Genomic DNA, 18,277 nt, shown 5'->3' on the forward strand with positions numbered 1-18,277 from the left:
AAAACCATGTTGAAGGGTTTTGTTGCAGGTTTGGCAGTTGCAAATGCATATGAATGGTTTGCTCATAAATATCTATTGCATGGGGTACACCGTAAAGGCAAGCCACGTTTCAGTCCAACGCCAAAACAGATGGAATCACACTGGGCACATCATCGTGAGGTTCGTAAGCAAGAGTTTTCCGATGATTGTTATGTTGAAGGTTTGGATAGCTGGCGTACTCGAAATGAATTAATGTCACTTGCTGTTGTGGCAGGTGTAGCTAGTGTCGTGTTTTATCCCTTTTCAAAAGGCATGGCGTTGGCAGCAGTTTATAGTGCTGGTAATTATTATTATGTACATCGCCGTGCGCACTTAGAACCTGATTGGGCAAAGCGTACCATTCCTTGGCATTACGATCATCATATGAATTCGAATCAAGATGCGAATTGGTGTGTAACGCGACCATGGTTTGATTATGTGATGGGAACGCGTGTGGTGTCCTCGGCTGATTTAAAAGAAGCCAATCCACTCGGTCTACCGTTACCTGCACCACTTTCAAAAGCATTGACGCAAGCGATCGAGTCGGTTTTTCCAGCGAAATGGGTTGAGCAAAAACTAAAATTAGTCAAAGCACCTGTAGTAGAAACTGAGCAACAAGAATCAGTGGCTTAGAGGAAAATGCGACATGTGACCATAAAGCATAAGCATTGTGACGAATCGTGACGATGCTTTCATGAGTCATGTCGTGAATTGTCAATAAAATGAGTTTTTAATGGCAATATTTTTATGTGTTATCCCGTTATCTTAGCTCAAGCATTGAGAGTGCTCATAATTTAATCAAAATGACAAAATTCACGTTTACCCTCTAGCGTTGTATAAACGCAGTTTCCATACCTTGCTCCGCAAGGTATTTTTTTGTCTGAGGAAATATTGCGTGAATAAAAAACCTCTCAAACGATGATTTTGAGAGGTTGGTTTTTTGAGTAATACTCGCGTTTAAAGACGCATTTCAATCCCTTGCTCAGCCAAATATTGCTTAGCTTCAGGAATTGTGTGTTGACCAAAATGGAAAATTGAAGCAGCCAGTACCGCATCTGCACCACCTTTCAAAATTCCGTCAGCCAAATGTTGTAAATTACCTACGCCACCTGATGCGATGGTCGGAATATTGACACGATCATTGATTTGACGCATCAAGGCAATGTCATAACCCGCTTTGGTTCCATCCGCATCCATACTGGTAATCAGCAATTCGCCCGCACCGAAGTCAGCCATTTTCACAGCCCATTCAATCGCATCAATTCCTGTTGGCTTACGACCGCCGTGGGTAAAGATTTCCCACTTATTTTCGCCAGTTTTTTTCGCATCAATTGCGACCACAATACATTGTGCGCCAAAACGTTGAGAAGCTTCTTGAACAAACTCAGGCGTAAATACTGCTGCCGAGTTGATACTGACTTTATCAGCACCCGCATTTAGTAATAGGCGAATATCTTCAACTTTACGGACACCACCACCTACAGTTAAAGGTACAAACACGCTTTCAGCCATACGTTCTACCGTACGGTAAGTTGTATCGCGTCCATGATGGGTAGCAGTAATATCTAAAAAGGTAATTTCATCGGCGCCTTGTTCGTTATAGCGACGTGCGACTTCGACAGGGTCACCTGCGTCACGAATATCAAGGAATTGAACGCCTTTGACGACTCGACCATTATCAACATCTAAGCAAGGGATAATACGTTTTGCGAGCATAAAATTTTCCAAAAAATCGCCAATAAAGAAAGGGGTGCTACACCTTCATGGAGGGAACAGGTATTCTATCAAACTTCACAGCTATTTTTTGCAGGTTTTCCATGTCGGTTTATACCCCGTTGAGTTTAGAAGAAGTTCAAGCATTCGCTGAGCCTTATGGTTTAGCGATCATTGACCTGATTCCAATCCAGGGCGGTATTCAAAACACCAATTATTTTTTGGTGGATCAATCAAAACAACACTATGTTTTAACGGTTTTTGAAGAATTAGATGCTGAGGGGGCAGGTGAACTGGTACCTGTACTGGATTGTTTGGGTAAGGCAGGCGTACCTGTGGCGGTGCCCTTAAAATACAATGGGCAGGCGATTCATAGCATTGCAGATAAACCTGCTCAGATTGCACCTCGTTTGATGGGTGAACATCCTGAACAAGCCAGTATTAAACAAGTACAGGCGATTGCTCAAGCGCAGGCAAAATTGCATTTGGCTTTGCAGGGCTTTCCTTTGGAACGTGATTTTAATCGCAATCATCAATACTGGTCTGAAGTGGCAAGCCAATTACGTCCTCAATTGATTCAAGCAGATCAACAACTTTTAAATCAGGTCTTTCAGTTATTTGCAGTGATTACACAAGCATACCCAAACCGACCAACAGGCTTTATTCATTCCGATTTATTTCGGGATAATACCTTGTTTGAGGGTGACCAATTACAAGGCATTCTTGATTTTTATGAACTGAATCAAGATGAATGGTTATTTGATATTACGATTAGTATCAATGACTTCTGTACCGCTTATCCACAAGCCCATTTGGACATGGAAAAAGCTGAGGCGTTTTTAAGTGCTTATCAAAGCATTCGCCCACTAACACCAGATGAATTGGCTTGTCTGGATATTTTTCTGGCAATGGCTGCTTGTCGTTTTTGGAGTATGCGTTTACAGGTTGCACAGAAAAATGCAGCAGAAGGGCGCACAGGTGAAGATATTTTGCAAAAAGACCCCATGGAAATGCGCATGATGTTACAAAACCGTTTACAACAAGTTTTAGGTTTAGGGTAGGAATATGCGAGATCAAGGGCGTTTAGTTGAATGGTTCGATGATAAAGGCTATGGCTTTATTCAACCGAATGATGCACATAAAGATCGTGTTTTTATCCATATCAAAGACTTTGCTCGCACAGGGCCGCGTCCAATCGTGGGGTGTGCCTTGGAATATTTAGTCATTTTGGATGAGCGCGGTCGTTATCGCGCTCAGCAAGCAACTTATTTAAAAGCATCACAAGTAATTGAGCATCGCAGCAAACCTGCTCAGCCGACATCTGCCAAGCGTTGGTCAGCGATGCAGATTGGTATTGTGATTTATATTGTATTTATGCTGATTGCAAGTTTTAGTAAATTGCTGCCGCCGTATACTTTGCTGTTTGTTAGCTTGATGAATGTCGTTAGTTATTGGTTGTATGCGCAAGACAAAGAAGCAGCACAATTGGGAAATCGCCGTGTTCCAGAGCAGACTTTGCATATCGTGGATTCTTTGGGTGGTTGGTGTGGAGCGTGGCTTGCTCAGCAAAAACTGAGACATAAAACACAAAAACAACCGTTTCGTAAGATTTATTTCTGTACCATAGTCTTTCATATATTGTTGATATGTTGGTTAATTTCTCCACTCAATGTGTTTTATTGATTGGGAGGGGAGTTTTTGGAGATAAATAAAAATGAATTATTCCGTTGATCAAGATCCAAACCGCACCTTAACTTTGGTTCTCTATGTCCTTTATATCATTGCGATTTTTAGTGGTGGTTTGTTGGCGATTATTGCTTTGATTATTAACTATGTAAAACGTAGTGATGTGCAAGGTTCAATTTTTGAGAGTCATTTTACTTGGCAAATTCGTACCTTTTGGTGGTATTTGGCTTGGAATATCATTGCATTTATCCCATTTTTCTTTCTGTTTTTTACAGGCGATAATGCCAATGCTTTTGCAGGTGTCGCACTCTCAAGTACTATATTTTGTGGGTTCGTGATTTTTGCTGCATGGGTGTGGATTGTATATCGAGCAATTCGAGGTTTAATTGCATTAAATGATAATAAGCCAATGTATCAATAAATTGGATCAACCATGATTATTGCGCATGTGCATTTAAATATTAAGCCTGATCAATGTGAAGCTTTTGAATTGGCTTTTCAGCAAGCCAAAGAGATTATTTATCCAATGGAAGGTTTGAATGCTGTACAGCTCATTAAACATGTCGAAGACCAGCATCGCTATATTTTGATGGTCTTTTGGGATCGTGTCGAAAATCATACTGAAGGTTTTAGGAAATCTCCTGAATATCAGTAGTGGAAAACATTATTGCACCCATTCTATGAACAGATACCAACGGTTGAATATTATCAGCCACAGATGTTGTTAAAAAAGAAAGCAGCATAGATTATAGAAAGGGGGCGCTATTTAGCTCTCTTTTTCTTTTCTAATATTTTGAATTTTAATTCACTGACTAAAACACCAAGCACCACTAAACACCCACCGAATAAAGCCAATAACGGTAATCGCTCGCCTGCGACTCTTCCAAATACACCTGCCCAAACAGGCTCACCTGCATAAATAATTGCAGCACGGGTTGGATCGACCATTCGTTGTGCCCAATTCATTACAAATTGAATCAGTGCACTGGCTAAACCCAAACTAATCACTAGAATGCTTAATTGCCATGAAAAACTAGGAATATTATGTTCGCCAACCAATGGCATACTGGCAAATGATAAGAATGATGCAACAGCCAATTGAATAACGGTGACTCGTCTTAAATTAACTTTTCCTGCGAAATAACCAATCAAAATAATCTCAAGTGCAATCACAAAAGCACAAATTAATGTAAGCATTTGTCCATAGCTTAGACTGATATTGGAGATACCATTGCCAGTTAAAAGAACTAGTCCAATAAAAGCGAGTGCTGTCCCTAACCATGTCATGAGAGAAGGTCTTTTTTGGAAAATAACCCACATTAAAATTGGGACGAGAGGTACATACAGTGCGGTTAGAAAAGCAGATTCACTACTTAAAATCGTTTGTAATGCAATGGTTTGGGTGCCATAACCAATCGCAATCACGGTACCAATCGCCGTTCCTGCTAAAACCTCTTTTAGATTTAATCCACGCATTGATTTCATTGAGATTAAAAAAATCGCCAAGGCTGCGATAGCAAAACGACAGCCCACAAAAAACATAGGGCTACTAAAATTCAGGGCGTATTGCACCGCTAGAAATGTTCCACCCCAAATCATGGTAATGAAAATAAGTGCAAATTGAGCTGCTTTGGGAGATTGAGATAAAGTTGTCACAACAACAAACCTAATATGAGAGTGCAATATATTGCACATATTGTATTATTTTATAGTTTTGTGCAATATATTGCACTTAAATTAATTTGATTACGAATGTAAATGAGCCAAGCTGATACTGTTCTGCAATATGTAGGAAAAAATATTCGTTATTTCCGCGATCAATCACAACTCAGCCAACAAGAATTAGCAGATCGGGCAGGTGTGAGTCGGCGGACTATTGCTGCCTTGGAAACAGGACAAGTAAATATTAGTTTAGCCAAGTTAGATGCGATTGCTGCTGTTTTGGCTGTCGATTTTAAAAGACTTGTGAGTAATCCTGAGCTTAGTGAAAACGCAATTGTGAATGCGCTTGCATGGCAAGGAAAAGCTCAAGACAGCCATGCTACTCTTTTGGCTGCTGTACCAACACATACCCAAACTGAGTTGTGGAATTGGTCACTTGCGGTAGGAGAGGAATATTGTGCTGATGCAGATCCAATCGGCTGGAGAGAACTCATTTATGTTTTAGAAGGTGAGTTAAGCCTTGAGTTTGAAAATGAAACTCGTGTGATTTGCGCAGGTCAGTCAATGCTTTTTGAAAGTGATGTGAGCTATCGTTATATTAATCGTGGTACAAGCGTATTAAAATTTATTCGTAATGTGTTGTATTAAATAAAAAAGAAGCTACCGAAAAGATAGCTTCTTTTGTACTGAATTAAAGACGATTATCATCCAACAAGAGCTGTGCTTCACGAAGGTTTAATGTGCCTTCATAAATTGCGCGACCTGTAATTGCACCTAAAATACCTTGCTGACCTTTTAAGTTGCGAACATCATCCAGATTGGTCACACCACCTGAAGCGATCACAGGTAAGCCAGAGTATTGTGCTAAATGAACCGTTTGCTCAACGTTAACACCTTGCATCATGCCATCACGTGCGATATCGGTATACACAATACTTGAAACACCAGCATCTGCAAAACGTTTTGCAAGATCAGTTGCCTTCACGTCAGTTACATTTGCCCAGCCATCTGTCGCAACCATACCATTGATGGCATCAATACCAACAATGATATGACCTGCAAAGCGTTTGCATGCATCTTCAACAAATTCAGGTTCTTTTACTGCTTTTGTGCCAATGATGACGAAAGATACGCCTGCTTCCAAATAGTGCTCAATGGTTTCAAGTGAGCGAATACCACCACCAATTTGAATTGGAAGTTCTGGTTGTGCACGTGCAATCGCTTCCACCACAGGTTTATGAATTGGCGTACCTGCGAAAGCACCATTTAAATCAACTAAATGTAAACGACGTGCGCCTTCATCAACCCAATGTTGTGCAGTTGCGACAGGATCATCAGAGAAAACGGTATCGTCTTCCATACGTCCTTGTTTTAAACGAACACATTTACCATCTTTCAGGTCAATTGCAGGGATGATTAGCATGCTTTCGCTCCTAGCGTCATCATAAAGTTTAAATTGGCTACATATTAACAAAGTATTGATCAATCGCTAAGCCTTGTCTGCTGAACCTTGAAGTATTCTTACTATTTGTTGTTGAATTTGAGGAGGTAGTAACTGCTGATGATATAGGTATTGGTATATCAACAATGCGGCATAAGCATCGGCGGCAGCATAATTGATTTGTTGAGGACTTAGCTGTTTGACAGACCAGTTTGAAGTGCTGATTTTTTTGTTTTTGACAAAATAGCGTTGGAAAAGTAGAGCAATCGCAGTTTGTACACCGACTTGAGCGTTATAACCAAAACTCGAAAAACTCTTGGAAAGTTCAATCAGTGATTTGGGTTCAATCCCTTTACGGCGAAAACTACTCACATCATTTTTTAAACCAAAACCAACTTTGAGTTGATGTTCATTTTCTAAAATAGGCTTTAAGAAATTAAGAATGTCAGGCTTTACTTGGAACAGATAGGCTTTTTCATGTGTTGAAAGTTGAATTAAATGGGGGCCTGTAGATTTCTCACCGACTTTGAAGGTCGGTTTAGATTCGGTATCAAATCCGAACACAGCAATGGCGTGAAGTTCAGTTTGAATTGCCATGCATTGTTCGAGTGTTTGAATCACTAAAATATTTTCAGCACTTAGATTTTGAAATGCAGGTAATGCACGGATTTGTTCTTTGCTTAAATGAGCTGTTGCTTGCTGCATTTCCATTTCTGAAACTCAAAACTTTTGGTTGAGCTTAAACGGTTTTGTGGCAATGAAAAAGCCAAGTGATACAACTTGGCTTTTTAATGAAGTGAAATATTTATTCTGTATAAGAATGTTGTTGTTCAAATTGCAGTTGCTGGCTTTTCTGTATATAACTTTGATACGCTGGAATAGCAGTCGCCGCGAGTATTAAAATACTAATTGGGAAGAGAATAATATAAATCCACGCTAAAACTTTTTCCCATCCTTTTGTTATACGTGGTGAGCCATAATCATTTGAATTATCATCACCTTTTGCACAGCTTAAATAAATAAAAAAGAATAAATTAAAAAGTGGTATTAGCATTAAAAGAGATAACCAACCTGTTTGATTTCTATCATGCAAACGGCGAATAGAGAAAATAAAGCTATAGTAGATGACAGCGATATAAAGAATAATAAAAAAACCAGCAAATATGTAAAAGAGAGCACCTGTACCTGTTGAGGAGCTATAAAAACTAGGGATTAATATTGCAGCGATAATACCGACCAATACTAAAGACAAGCCAAGTAACATGTTCCATCCTAGATAGGATAGTCTGCCAAAACGCCCATTTGCACTCAAACCCGAATCATTTGCTTGAAAACTAGATGACATATTATTTTCCTGTAGTCACTGATTTTTTAAAATTAATTTTGAAACAACGTGTTGTTTGATTTTTATTCAAAACATTTGCATGATATGCAAAAAATAAAGGTAAATAAATAGAAAATAAAACTAAAAAAAATAAAGCCAACTTAAAATTGGCTTTATTATCAAAAACTAAAGTCGTGTGGATGATCAAATATTCCATTCCACAAAGTTTTTCAGCAACTGCAAACCAGCGGTATGACTTTTCTCAGGATGGAATTGGGTCGCGAACAAATTGTCTTTGTGAATCGCCGTACAAAAATTCACGCCATAATCACAAGTTGCTGCCGTGATCGCTGGATCTTTTGGTTCTACATAGTAACTATGCACAAAGTAGAAACGTGCATCTTGTTCAATGTTATTCCACATCGGATGGCTTGGATTAAGTTGATGGACTTGATTCCAGCCCATGTGAGGTACTTTCAAGTTTGGAATTTCTGGAAAGTGTTTCACAACACCGTCAAAAATACCCAAGGCATCGACACCGCCATTTTCTTCTGAACTTTGCAGTAGTGCTTGCATGCCGACACAAATGGCTAATACAGGTTTGTTAAACGCGGCTTGACGTACCACTTCATCGATCCCTGCTTCATGCATGCCTTGCATACAATCACGCATGGCACCTACACCAGGAAATACAATTTTATCTGCTTTAGCAATCAGTTTTGGATCATTGGTCACATCGACAGTTGCACCCACATGCTCTAAAGCTTTTGCTGCAGAGTGTAAATTACCCATACCATAATCAAGTAAAGCAATACGTGTCATTACAAGCTACCTTTGGTCGAAGCAATGGTATTTTCTGCACGTGGATCAATTTCACATGCCATACGCAATGCGCGAGCCAATGCCTTAAACACACTTTCGATCTGGTGATGGCTATTCTTACCCTTTAGATTGTCAATATGCAGGGTCACTAACGCATGGTTGACAAAACCTTGGAAAAACTCAGAGAACAAATCGACATCAAACGTTCCGATACGAGCGCGAGTGAATGGAATATCCATAAATAAACCCGGACGACCAGATAGATCAACAACAACACGAGAAAGTGCTTCATCAAGTGGTGCATAAAAATGACCATAACGACGTAAGCCTTTTTTATCACCTAAAGCTTGCGCAAAGGCTTGTCCCAAGGTGATTCCACAATCTTCAACAGTATGGTGATCATCAATTTCTAAGTCACCATCGCAATGAATATCGATATCAAATAAACCATGACGCTTGATTTGATCAATCATATGGTCTAAAAATGGAACTCCAGTGTTGAGTGTGCCTTGACCTGTACCATCGAGATTGAGACGAACTCGAATTTTGGTTTCGTTGGTATTTCTTACCACTTCACTGATACGTTGCGTCATGGACACGTTCCTCAAAAAACGTCAAAAATGATTGAATTAAAAACCAATATTTCGCTGTGACGAAAAAGTGACAGCATCATAGTTTGCTCAGGAGGGTTTATCAATGCCTATTACCGTACATGCTTACAGTACACTAGATAATCTAGGAATTCGTACTCAGCTCGAGCGACTCTACGATACCAGCCCAGAGTTTGGTGATGGGCAAGATGCAATGGAGCAACTTGCGCAAAATCTACAGCAATATACCACAGTTTATACCGCTGAATTTAACACCAAAATTATAGGTGCAATTTGGGCAACAGGACAAGGTGAAAGCCGTGTTTTAGAATATATTGTCGTACATCCATCCAATCGTGGACGTGGGGTTGCAGAGCGTTTGGTTGAAGAAGTGTGCCGTATGGAAGAGGGACAAGGTGTAAAGCATTTTGAACCAGGTTGTGGTGCAATTCATCGTTGTTTATCACATTTGGGCAAAATCTAGAATTAAAGTCTAATTGGTTTGCGATTTGCAGTAAAATTAGACGTTTGATAGAAAAATCCACAAATTTGCTTGACGCACGTGGGTAAACATTGTTTAATACGCCCACTTTGGCGCGATAGCTCAGTCGGTAGAGCAACGGATTGAAAATCCGTGTGTCCCCAGTTCGATCCTGGGTCCCGCCACCATAATTTGTATTTTCAATCCCCGATCCCATCGGGGATTTTTTTTACCCAAAATTGATTGCGTGAAAAATGGGCAATCAAATCAAAAGCTCAGGATAATTGTTGACTATTTGCTGTAGATACGGCTTAATACACGCCATTGGCGCGATAGCTCAGTAGGTAGAGCAACGGATTGAAAATCCGTGTGTCCCCAGTTCGATCCTGGGTCACGCCACCATATTCAAAAACCCCAAACTAATGTTTGGGGTTTTTTTATGGGTTAAATTATGCGTAATTCATATTTAAGTCTTTCTAAGTTCTATATTAAAAACTCTTTATGAATAAAAAGAATATGCATCTCAATTTTACTTAGTTATATGAATAAAAGAAAAACAATATACTTGTGAATATATTATTTTTATTGAAGATAAGTTATGCAAAAGTTTATTGGGGTAGCTCTTCCAGTTGTTCTTTTATCGGGTATAGCACAGCACGCATCTGCGACTACAGGCTATTTTATGCATGGTTATGGCGTGAAAGCCCAAGGTCAAGCTGGTGCCTCTATCGCTGCATTTAACGATGCGCTCACTATAGCGAGTAATCCATCAGGTTTGAGCTGGATTGATAGCCGTGTAGATGTTGGTGCGACCCTATTTAATCCTAAACGCTCTGCTGAGATTGAGGGGAACTTAGCAGGTGCCAATGGACAATACAGCGGTAATGGTCGTGAATACTTTGTACTGCCTGAATTTGCGATCAATAAGAAAGTAAATGATAGCGTTGCTTTAGGCTTAGCGATTTATGGCAATGGTGGTATGAATACGACCTATAAACGCAATCCTTATGCTGAATTTGGTAATACAGGCGAAGCGGGTGTTGATTTATCTCAGATATTTGTCTCTCCAACGGTTGCATGGCGCTATAGTGAAAATCAATCAATCGGGATTGCGACAAATTTTCTTTATCAACGTTTTGAAGCGAAAGGAATTTCTGGTTTTGCCCCATTTTCAAATGATGGAAAAAATCTAAGCAATAAAGGTAAAGACTCTGCTACAGGGATTGGGGTGCGAGTGGGCTGGAGTGCGAAATTAAATGATGTCGTTACTGTCGGAGCAAACTATGCGTCAAAAATTGATGCAGATAAATTTGATAAGTATCGCGGTTTATTTGCTGAATCGGGTGATTTTGATGTTCCTGAGAGTTACGGGATTGGAGCGAGCTTCAGGTTAACCCCTGCTTTGACTGTATTAGCGGATGTACAGCGAATCAATTATTCGGATGTTGATTCGGTCGGTAATCCTTTTAGTTTAGCTTCTGTGATGCAAGGGAATACTTTCGGATCAGAAAAGGGACAGGGTTTCGGTTGGAAAGATATTAACGTCTATAAGTTGGGAGCAAGCTATCAAGTCAATCCACAACTCACAGTGCGTGCTGGTTATAGCCATAATGATCAGCCTATCCCACAAGATCAGACTTTCTTAAATATTCTAGCACCAGGTGTGATTAAAGATCATATTAGTCTAGGCGCGACGTGGGATATTGACCGAGCGCAAGAGTTAAGTGTTGCCTATACCTATGGTTTAAAAGAAACCGTAAAAGGCAATCAGTCTATCCCGACAGCATTTGGTGGGGGTGAGGCAAATCTAGAAATGGATCAACATATCTTAGGTATATCTTACGGTGTGAAGTTCTAAATAGAAAAAGGCTGAATCAACAGATTCAGCCTTTTATTTGCTACAAAGGAAATTTAAGCTGTTTTAGCTAAAGAACCGTTCGATAGCATATGACCTGTTTCTTCAAAATTTGCATGCCATGACAATGCTTCACGAAGAATATGAGGCGTATGTCCACCACGCTCACATGAACGATCAAAATAATCGTTTAATGCTGCTTGGTAGAGTGGGTGTACACAATTATCGATAATCACACGTGCACGCTCACGCGGCGCTAAACCACGAAGGTCAGCCAAGCCTTGTTCTGTCACTAGAATATCAACATCATGTTCACAGTGATCAACATGGCTCACCATCGGCACGATCGAAGAAATATCTCCACCTTTTGCGATTGACTTGGTGACAAAGATTGCCAAGTGCGCATTACGTGCAAAATCACCTGATCCACCAATACCATTCATCATCTTGGTACCACAAACGTGAGTTGAGTTCACATTGCCATAAATATCAAATTCAAGGGCAGTGTTGATCCCAATAATACCTAAGCGACGCACAATTTCAGGGTGATTTGAAATTTCTTGTGGACGTAAGACTAATTTATCTTTGTAGTGCTCTAGATTGCCAAATACACGCTCGCCACACTGAGCTGAAAGTGTAATTGAGCTACCAGAAGCAAACTTCATTTTACCTGCATCGATCAACTCAAACGTACAGTCTTGAAGTACTTCAGAGTACATCACAAGATCTTCGAAGTTTGAATCTTTCAAACCAGTGAGAACAGCATTTGCAATAGAACCAATACCCGCTTGTAAAGGACCCAAGTTTTTCGCTAAACGACCAGCAGCAACTTCTTTCTCAAAAAATGCAATCAAATGATTCGCAATGCCTTGAGTCTCATCATCTGGCGCCGTCACTGTTGAAGGTGAGTCAGCTGTATCGTTGAACACGATACCGACGATTTTTGCAGGATCGATTGGAATCGCAGTAGAGCCGATACGATCATCCACTTGAGTTAAAGGCAGTGGCGTACGCGTTGGACGATAGGTTGGGATGTAAATATCGTGTAAGCCTTCAAAGTTTTCGCTGAGTGATGTGTTGATTTCTACAATCACTTTTTCCGCGAAAATTGCAAAGCTTGCAGAGTTACCAACTGATGTTGTTGGAACAATGTGACCATCTTCAGTGATAGCGACCGCTTCAATCACAGCTACATCTGGACGTTTGAGCTGCTGATTACGCATTTGTTCAACGGTTTCAGATAAATGTTGGTCAATAAACATCACTTCGCCGTTATTAATTGCACGACGTAAGGTATTGTCAACTTGGAATGGCATGCGGCGCGCAAGTACACCTGCTTCCGTCAGTTGTTTGTCTAAGTCATTTCCGAGACTTGCACCAGTAATTAACGTGATTTTTAACGGATTTTTTTTGGCTTGTTCAACCAGTGCTTGAGGAACGGCTTTCGCTTCTCCTGCACGAGTAAATCCGCTCATACCAACCGTCATATCATTTTCAATAAAGCGAGCAGCCTGTTCTGCACTCATCACTTTGTCGTGTAGAGACGCAAGGCGAATACGACTTAAAGACATCATCCATTCTCAATATTGCTTTTTCATTAGATATGGATTTTAGCGCTAAAAAAGCAAAAGGGAATTGGACTACGGCTAAGGTCTAATATGTGAAATAGAAGATGATTTGCGAGCAAAAATACGAGACATTTTTGATTGATCTTGTATTGAATTAGAAGTGTTCACTAAGTGTTTGTTTAATCTTGCTAATCGTATTTTTCTCAGTCTCTTCAACATGAGGAGTCACGATTGGTAAAGAGATCACAACTTCTAAACCACCTTGCTCACGATTGCGAATGCTAATTTTACCCTGATGAATATCCACAATACGTTTTACGATTGCAAGGCCAAGTCCGCTACCTTGAACAGTGCGCGCTGAATTACCACGTACAAAGGGTTGCATGAGTTCTTCAACTTGATCTGGTGGAATACCTTCACCATGATCAGCGACGGTAATCAGAATATGATCATCTACATGACTTGCAGAAAGTTCAATCGGTTCGGCACCATAGCGTTTCGCATTATTGATTAAATTGGCGATCAGACGCTTTAAAGAGAGACTACGAGCAGGAATAATAGGTAAATCCTGCATTTCAAAACGTATATCTAATGGTTTGAATTGAATGACAAGTTCTTGCAGCAATGTGTTGATATTGGTATCAGTGAGTTCTTCATCCGATCCATCACGCATGTACGAAATGAATTGGTTAAGAATCGCATCCATATCATCAACATCATAAATTAGACCTTCACGAAAGAATTCATCGGGTAGCATTTCTGCAGTGAGACGAATACGCGTCAATGGTGTACGCAAATCGTGAGAAATCCCAGCCAACATAATTTGACGGTCTCGCTCAGTTTGTTCAAGCGTATAAATCATATGGTTAAAAGCTTGGTTGACCTGACGAATTTCTAAAGGCCCGTGATTAGTATCTAAATAAGGTGCTTTACCTGTTTTACTATAACTATTGGCGGCATTTTGTAATCGACGCAATGGACGATTCATTTGGCGAACCAAGGTTAGAATAATAATTGAAGATAAGATCGGTACACCAAACAACCATGTTGCAATCAGTTCAACACTGTAATTGGTATAGGTTTTTAGTGGTTCACGCACCCAGTTACCATTCATCTCTGGAGTTTGAATCCAGATACGAGGAATTGGTTTAAATTTAAAATAAACGGTGACGTTATCAACACCTAACTCTTTGGCAAGTTTGGCTTCGATTTCATCAGTAAATAATTCAGCTAGAAATTTGTCTTCAATCTTTGGAAATTCTTTCGGATCAGTGATGTATTCGATACCAATACGGTTTTTTAACCATGTATCAATATCGATTTCTGTATCACGATGCAAAATTCGAATATCAGGATTATTGACCAGCTCTAATTCAATTGCGAGATAGCGTGCATGTTGTTGTAACTCTGGCAAATACAAAGTTCGCCAGAAGAACCACAAAGACATAAATAAGCTGAAGAATACGGTGAATAGTACCAAAATAGTGGTACGCATCGCAGTGGAACGTGGTTTGATCTTATCTAAAAAACGTTCCCACTTGGTACGTGGTCGTTCAGAGTAAGATACAAACTCAGTAAAAGCTTGAGGGTCAATGGGTTCCAGTTTCAACGTTGAAATTCCTGAACTTACTCAGCACCATCTGGAACAAAAACATAGCCTACACCCCAAACGGTTTGAATATAGCGAGCGCGGGCAGGGTTGTCTTCGATTAAACGGCGTAAACGAGACACTTGAACATCAATCGAACGTTCCATTGCACCCCATTCACGACCACGTGCTAAATTCATCAATTTATCACGGGTCAAAGGTTCACGTGGATGCTGAACCAGTGCTTTTAATACAGCAAATTCACCAGTCGTCAAAGTCACGACTTGACCTTCACGAGTAAGTGTGCGAGTTGAAAGATCTAGCGACCATGGGCCAAAGCTAACGACTTCAACTTGTTGACTCGGTGCACCCGGTACTTCACGCACTTGGCGACGTAACACAGCACGAATACGAGCTAAAAGTTCATTTGGGTTAAATGGTTTCGGTAAATAATCGTCTGCGCCAGCTTCCAAACCTGCAATGCGATCAGAGTCACTTCCACGTGCCGTCAACATGATAATTGGAGTATCAATATTAGATTGGCGTAATCTGCGACAAATACTTAAGCCATCTTCGACAGGAAGCATGAAATCAAGAACGATCAACGAAAACAATTCACGTTGTAATAAACGATCCATTTGTGTCGCGTCATGAGCAGTTTTGACTACAAAACCTTTATCTTCTAAAAATCGTTGCAAAAGCGTACGCAAACGCACATCGTCATCGACCACTAAAATGCGTTCGACTCGGTCTGTCTCATGGTGTACGGTTTCCGTCGATTCAGCAGGTACAACTAAACTCATGATGTGCTCCTTTATCGTTTATTGTCATCGTAATTATGCAATGTCAGGCAGTATACGATTCATTGCACAGGTTTGGCTATGTTATAAAGCAACAAATATTGCCAATAAAATCAAGAGATAGATACCAAACATATACAGGTAAAATTATGACAATCAATCTATTTTTCAATATTTAGCTGAAAAAATCTTGGGATTTTAGAAACATTGATCAATTTGCATAATCTACTCGTAAAATTTTCAAAAAAACAATGGTGGATTTTATAGCCGTGGACTTTATAATCAGTGCTTTTAGAATTAACCCTTGTGGAATCAATCACGATGACTGACTTAGTTCAGCAGTTGGCAAATGAACTTGCCGTACGTCCAAACCAAGTAGAAGCTGCTATTCGTTTAATTGATGAAGGCGCCAGTGTTCCCTTTATTGCACGTTACCGTAAAGAAGTCACGCAAGGCTTAGACGATACTCAATTGCGTCAACTCGACACACGTTTGGCTTACCTACGTGATTTGTACGAACGTCGTGAGAAAGTGATTCAATCTTTACAAGAACAAGATAAGTTAAGTGATGATTTACTTGCACGTGTAAATGCGGCTGAAACCAAGAATGCATTAGAAGAAATTTATGCGCCGTATCGTCCAAAACGCACAAGCAAATCTTTCAAAGCGAAAGAAGCGGGTTTAGGGACGATCGCAGAAAAGATTTTTGCTGAACAAGTTGATCCTACAGAAGCATTATCAGGCTTCAGCCATGAAGATTACCCAGATATTGAAAGTCAGTTGGATGCGATTCAGCATATTTTAATTGATGATTGGGCGCAAAATATTGCGTTAACCACTGAATTAAAACAAACTTTTTCTAAAACTGCTGTGCTAAAGAGTGCTGTGGCATCTGAAGAGAAAAAAGAAGTTGGTAAGAAATTCCGTGATTACTTTGAGTTCTCTGAAAACTTAAACAAAGTTCCTTCACACCGTTTGTTAGCGATGCTACGTGGTCGTCAAGAAAATGTATTAGGTTTAAAAGTGGATGGTGAAGATGATGCACCATTGGCGCGTATTGAAACTGAATACAACTTAGACCAAGTACAACCACAGAGCCGTCAAGATTATTTAAAGCAAACTGCAAAATTATTCTGGCTAGGTAAGATTCGTCCGCAGATTGAACACTCATTGCTAACAGATAAGCGTCTATCTGCTGAAGCTGAAGCAATGGATGTATTTGCGGAGAACTTGCGTCATTTACTTCTATCTGCACCAGCAGGTGGACGTGTTACTTTAGGTGTTGATCCTGGTATTCGTACAGGGGTAAAACTGGCAGTGATTAGTGAAGCTGGTGATGTCCTTGCACACAGCACAATCTATCCATTTGCACCGAAAGAAGATAAAGAAGGTTCGATTGCGGAGCTTGCGCGTTTGTGCAGAGAGTTCCACGTGGAACTTATTGCTATTGGTAATGGAACAGCAAGCCGTGAAACAGAAGCAGTTGTTGCTGAAATGATGGCGGCAAATACGGATCTGAAATTAACACGTATTACTGTGAGTGAAGCAGGTGCATCTGTTTATTCTGCAAGTGAATTGGCTGCACAAGAACTTCCAGAGCTTGATGTATCTATTCGTGGTGCGGTTTCAATCGCTCGTCGTTTACAAGATCCATTAGCAGAGCTTGTAAAAATTGATCCAAAATCAATTGGTGTAGGTCAGTACCAACACGATGTAAACCAAACAGGTTTAGCAAAAACACTAGATGCAGTTGTTGAAGACTGTGTGAACGCGGTGGGTGTGGATGTCAATACAGCATCTCCAGCGATCTTGGCTTATATCGCAGGTTTAAACAAAGCGATTGCACAACAAATCGTTGAATATCGTAAAGAAAACGGACGTTTTGATAATCGTCAAGCATTGAAGAAAGTTCCACGTTTAGGCGAGCGTACTTTTGAACAATCAGCTGGTTTCTTACGTGTTCAAGATGGTTCTGAGCCATTAGATGCATCTGCTGTTCACCCTGAAAGTTATGGCTTGGTTGAGAAAATTGTTGCCGCAAAAGCAACAACTGTAAAAGACATCATTGGTAATACAGAAATTATTCGCCAAGTAAAAGCAGAAGAGTTTGTCGATGACAAATTCGGTTTGCCGACGATTCAAGACGTTTTAGCAGAATTGGAAAAACCAGGTCGTGACCCTCGTCCTGAGTTCCGTACAGCGAAGTTCCGTGAAGACATTACCGAAGTTGCACAACTCACTGAAGGTATGCAGCTTGAAGGCGTTGTAACCAATGTAACCAACTTCGGTGCATTCGTGGACGTAGGTGTACACCAAGATGGTTTAGTGCATATCTCTGAACTTGCAAATGAATTCGTTTCTGACCCACACAAAGTCGTGAAACCAGGTCAGATCGTGCAAGTTCGTGTGATGCAAGTTGATGTTGAACGTAATCGTGTGAACTTGAGTATGCGTGCTGAAGGTTCTGCGCCTACTAAAGCACCACGTCAGCAGCAGCGTCCACAGCAAGAGCGTACTGAGCGTTCAGAACGTAAGCCTCAAGGTCAACGTCCGCCACGTAAAGAAGGTGACTTTAAGCGTCCACAAAATAACAAGCCAAAAACTGAAAAACCACAAGAGCAAAAAATCGGTGGTTTAGGTGCGTTGTTATTACAAGCAGGGATTAAAGGTTCTAAATAACCTAATTTAATCTACTTACAAAACCTTCCTTCGGGGAGGTTTTTTACATT

18 protein-coding genes, 2 tRNA genes and 1 pseudogene are annotated in these 18,277 nt (G+C 40.3%); 11 read left to right on the plus strand and 10 right to left on the minus strand.

The genetic code is table 11. From position 1 onward, the window contains the following. The first annotated feature begins 6 nt into the window (after nucleotides 1–6). Entirely contained in the window at nucleotides 7–651 is a 645-nt protein-coding gene (locus tag M5121_RS08680; RefSeq protein WP_249570939.1) for a sterol desaturase family protein, read from the plus strand. Nucleotides 652–975: 324 nt separating this feature from the next. On the opposite strand, the gene hisF is transcribed toward M5121_RS08680, so the two are convergent. Beyond that, a complete protein-coding gene (gene hisF, locus M5121_RS08685) occupies nucleotides 976–1,734 on the minus strand; it encodes an imidazole glycerol phosphate synthase subunit HisF (protein ID WP_004659983.1) in 759 nt (252 codons plus the stop codon). 101 nt (nucleotides 1,735–1,835) lie between these two features. Here hisF and M5121_RS08690 point away from each other — a divergent pair, with 101 nt between their 5' ends. From M5121_RS08690 to M5121_RS08705, 4 genes and pseudogenes are all read left to right on the plus strand, one after another. Next, nucleotides 1,836–2,792, plus strand: coding sequence for a homoserine kinase (locus M5121_RS08690; RefSeq protein ID WP_249570940.1), 957 nt, complete (start codon nucleotides 1,836–1,838; stop codon nucleotides 2,790–2,792). A gap of 4 nt (nucleotides 2,793–2,796) precedes the next feature. Further along, entirely contained in the window at nucleotides 2,797–3,414 is a 618-nt protein-coding gene (locus M5121_RS08695; protein ID WP_249570941.1) for a DUF1294 domain-containing protein, read from the plus strand. Between the two features lie 31 nt (nucleotides 3,415–3,445). Beyond that, on the plus strand, nucleotides 3,446–3,838 hold the full coding sequence (locus M5121_RS08700) for a DUF4870 family protein (protein WP_005156704.1): 393 nt from the start codon (nucleotides 3,446–3,448) through the stop codon (nucleotides 3,836–3,838). A 12-nt stretch (nucleotides 3,839–3,850) separates the two neighbouring features. Continuing rightward, nucleotides 3,851–4,162 (plus strand): annotated as a pseudogene (locus tag M5121_RS08705) (antibiotic biosynthesis monooxygenase family protein). Nucleotides 4,163–4,179: 17 nt separating this feature from the next. Here the strand turns inward: M5121_RS08705 and M5121_RS08710 are convergent. Next, complete coding sequence (locus M5121_RS08710) at nucleotides 4,180–5,073, minus strand: DMT family transporter (protein WP_249570942.1); 894 nt, start codon at nucleotides 5,071–5,073, stop codon at nucleotides 4,180–4,182. Nucleotides 5,074–5,175: 102 nt separating this feature from the next. On the opposite strand from M5121_RS08710, the gene M5121_RS08715 reads away from it, so the two are divergent. Next, nucleotides 5,176–5,727 carry a helix-turn-helix domain-containing protein gene (locus M5121_RS08715; RefSeq protein ID WP_249570943.1) on the plus strand — a complete coding sequence of 184 codons (552 nt, stop codon included), beginning with the start codon at nucleotides 5,176–5,178 and terminating at the stop codon, nucleotides 5,725–5,727. 43 nt (nucleotides 5,728–5,770) lie between these two features. Here M5121_RS08715 and hisA read toward each other — a convergent pair whose 3' ends face one another. The 5 genes from hisA to hisB all read right to left on the minus strand — a co-directional run bounded on the left by hisA (nucleotide 5,771) and on the right by hisB (nucleotide 9,259). After that, complete coding sequence (gene hisA / locus M5121_RS08720; RefSeq protein ID WP_087543648.1) at nucleotides 5,771–6,502, minus strand: 1-(5-phosphoribosyl)-5-[(5-phosphoribosylamino)methylideneamino]imidazole-4-carboxamide isomerase; 732 nt, start codon at nucleotides 6,500–6,502, stop codon at nucleotides 5,771–5,773. Nucleotides 6,503–6,568: 66 nt separating this feature from the next. Further along, on the minus strand, nucleotides 6,569–7,231 hold the full coding sequence (locus M5121_RS08725; protein ID WP_249570944.1) for a 3'-5' exonuclease: 663 nt from the start codon (nucleotides 7,229–7,231) through the stop codon (nucleotides 6,569–6,571). Nucleotides 7,232–7,325: 94 nt separating this feature from the next. Beyond that, nucleotides 7,326–7,865: a DUF805 domain-containing protein gene (locus M5121_RS08730; RefSeq protein WP_087543651.1), complete on the minus strand. Its 540-nt coding sequence runs from the start codon at nucleotides 7,863–7,865 to the stop codon at nucleotides 7,326–7,328. Nucleotides 7,866–8,048: 183 nt separating this feature from the next. Next, nucleotides 8,049–8,666: an imidazole glycerol phosphate synthase subunit HisH gene (gene hisH / locus M5121_RS08735; RefSeq protein WP_249570945.1), complete on the minus strand. Its 618-nt coding sequence runs from the start codon at nucleotides 8,664–8,666 to the stop codon at nucleotides 8,049–8,051. Beyond that, entirely contained in the window at nucleotides 8,666–9,259 is a 594-nt protein-coding gene (gene hisB / locus M5121_RS08740; RefSeq protein WP_249570946.1) for an imidazoleglycerol-phosphate dehydratase HisB, read from the minus strand. Before hisB ends, hisH begins: the two co-directional genes overlap by 1 nt. Before the next feature lie 103 nt (nucleotides 9,260–9,362). On the opposite strand from hisB, the gene M5121_RS08745 reads away from it, so the two are divergent. The 4 genes from M5121_RS08745 to M5121_RS08760 all read left to right on the plus strand — a co-directional run bounded on the left by M5121_RS08745 (nucleotide 9,363) and on the right by M5121_RS08760 (nucleotide 11,595). After that, the gene (locus M5121_RS08745; RefSeq protein ID WP_249570947.1) at nucleotides 9,363–9,740 is read left to right on the plus strand and encodes a GNAT family N-acetyltransferase; all 378 of its coding nucleotides are present in this window, start codon (nucleotides 9,363–9,365) and stop codon (nucleotides 9,738–9,740) included. A 109-nt stretch (nucleotides 9,741–9,849) separates the two neighbouring features. After that, nucleotides 9,850–9,925, plus strand: a tRNA-Phe gene (locus M5121_RS08750). 138 nt (nucleotides 9,926–10,063) lie between these two features. Next, nucleotides 10,064–10,139 (plus strand) — tRNA-Phe (locus M5121_RS08755). A gap of 196 nt (nucleotides 10,140–10,335) precedes the next feature. Further along, nucleotides 10,336–11,595: an OmpP1/FadL family transporter gene (locus M5121_RS08760; protein WP_249570948.1), complete on the plus strand. Its 1,260-nt coding sequence runs from the start codon at nucleotides 10,336–10,338 to the stop codon at nucleotides 11,593–11,595. A gap of 53 nt (nucleotides 11,596–11,648) precedes the next feature. Here M5121_RS08760 and scpC read toward each other — a convergent pair whose 3' ends face one another. From scpC to ompR, 3 genes are all read right to left on the minus strand, one after another. Then, nucleotides 11,649–13,163: a succinyl-CoA:acetate CoA-transferase ScpC gene (scpC, locus tag M5121_RS08765; RefSeq protein ID WP_004964686.1), complete on the minus strand. Its 1,515-nt coding sequence runs from the start codon at nucleotides 13,161–13,163 to the stop codon at nucleotides 11,649–11,651. Nucleotides 13,164–13,314: 151 nt separating this feature from the next. Further along, nucleotides 13,315–14,769, minus strand: a complete 1,455-nt coding sequence (locus tag M5121_RS08770) for an ATP-binding protein (protein ID WP_249570949.1) — start codon at nucleotides 14,767–14,769, stop codon at nucleotides 13,315–13,317. Between the two features lie 17 nt (nucleotides 14,770–14,786). Further along, entirely contained in the window at nucleotides 14,787–15,551 is a 765-nt protein-coding gene (gene ompR, locus M5121_RS08775; RefSeq protein ID WP_004657337.1) for an osmolarity response regulator transcription factor OmpR, read from the minus strand. Between the two features lie 318 nt (nucleotides 15,552–15,869). Between ompR and M5121_RS08780 the strand changes: the two genes are divergently transcribed. Beyond that, nucleotides 15,870–18,227 carry a Tex family protein gene (locus M5121_RS08780; protein WP_249570950.1) on the plus strand — a complete coding sequence of 786 codons (2,358 nt, stop codon included), beginning with the start codon at nucleotides 15,870–15,872 and terminating at the stop codon, nucleotides 18,225–18,227. The last annotated feature ends 50 nt before the right edge of the window (nucleotides 18,228–18,277 follow it).

Origin of the sequence: Acinetobacter sp. ANC5681, assembly GCF_023488045.1 — a bacterium.
Classification (GTDB): Bacteria; Pseudomonadota; Gammaproteobacteria; order Pseudomonadales; family Moraxellaceae; genus Acinetobacter.

Excerpts from the sequence above, each read along its gene's own strand:
- M5121_RS08680 (WP_249570939.1), top strand. The coding sequence starts at position 7 with ATGTTGAAGGGTTTTGTTGCAGGTTTGGCAGTTGCAAATGCATATGAA.
- hisF (WP_004659983.1), bottom strand. The coding sequence starts at position 1,734 with ATGCTCGCAAAACGTATTATCCCTTGCTTAGATGTTGATAATGGTCGA.
- M5121_RS08690 (WP_249570940.1), top strand. The coding sequence starts at position 1,836 with ATGTCGGTTTATACCCCGTTGAGTTTAGAAGAAGTTCAAGCATTCGCT.
- M5121_RS08695 (WP_249570941.1), top strand. The coding sequence starts at position 2,797 with ATGCGAGATCAAGGGCGTTTAGTTGAATGGTTCGATGATAAAGGCTAT.
- M5121_RS08700 (WP_005156704.1), top strand. The coding sequence starts at position 3,446 with ATGAATTATTCCGTTGATCAAGATCCAAACCGCACCTTAACTTTGGTT.
- M5121_RS08715 (WP_249570943.1), top strand. The coding sequence starts at position 5,176 with ATGAGCCAAGCTGATACTGTTCTGCAATATGTAGGAAAAAATATTCGT.
- hisA (WP_087543648.1), bottom strand. The coding sequence starts at position 6,502 with ATGCTAATCATCCCTGCAATTGACCTGAAAGATGGTAAATGTGTTCGT.
- M5121_RS08725 (WP_249570944.1), bottom strand. The coding sequence starts at position 7,231 with ATGGAAATGCAGCAAGCAACAGCTCATTTAAGCAAAGAACAAATCCGT.
- M5121_RS08730 (WP_087543651.1), bottom strand. The coding sequence starts at position 7,865 with ATGTCATCTAGTTTTCAAGCAAATGATTCGGGTTTGAGTGCAAATGGG.
- hisH (WP_249570945.1), bottom strand. The coding sequence starts at position 8,666 with ATGACACGTATTGCTTTACTTGATTATGGTATGGGTAATTTACACTCT.
- hisB (WP_249570946.1), bottom strand. The coding sequence starts at position 9,259 with ATGACGCAACGTATCAGTGAAGTGGTAAGAAATACCAACGAAACCAAA.
- M5121_RS08745 (WP_249570947.1), top strand. The coding sequence starts at position 9,363 with ATGCCTATTACCGTACATGCTTACAGTACACTAGATAATCTAGGAATT.
- M5121_RS08760 (WP_249570948.1), top strand. The coding sequence starts at position 10,336 with ATGCAAAAGTTTATTGGGGTAGCTCTTCCAGTTGTTCTTTTATCGGGT.
- scpC (WP_004964686.1), bottom strand. The coding sequence starts at position 13,163 with ATGTCTTTAAGTCGTATTCGCCTTGCGTCTCTACACGACAAAGTGATG.
- ompR (WP_004657337.1), bottom strand. The coding sequence starts at position 15,551 with ATGAGTTTAGTTGTACCTGCTGAATCGACGGAAACCGTACACCATGAG.
- M5121_RS08780 (WP_249570950.1), top strand. The coding sequence starts at position 15,870 with ATGACTGACTTAGTTCAGCAGTTGGCAAATGAACTTGCCGTACGTCCA.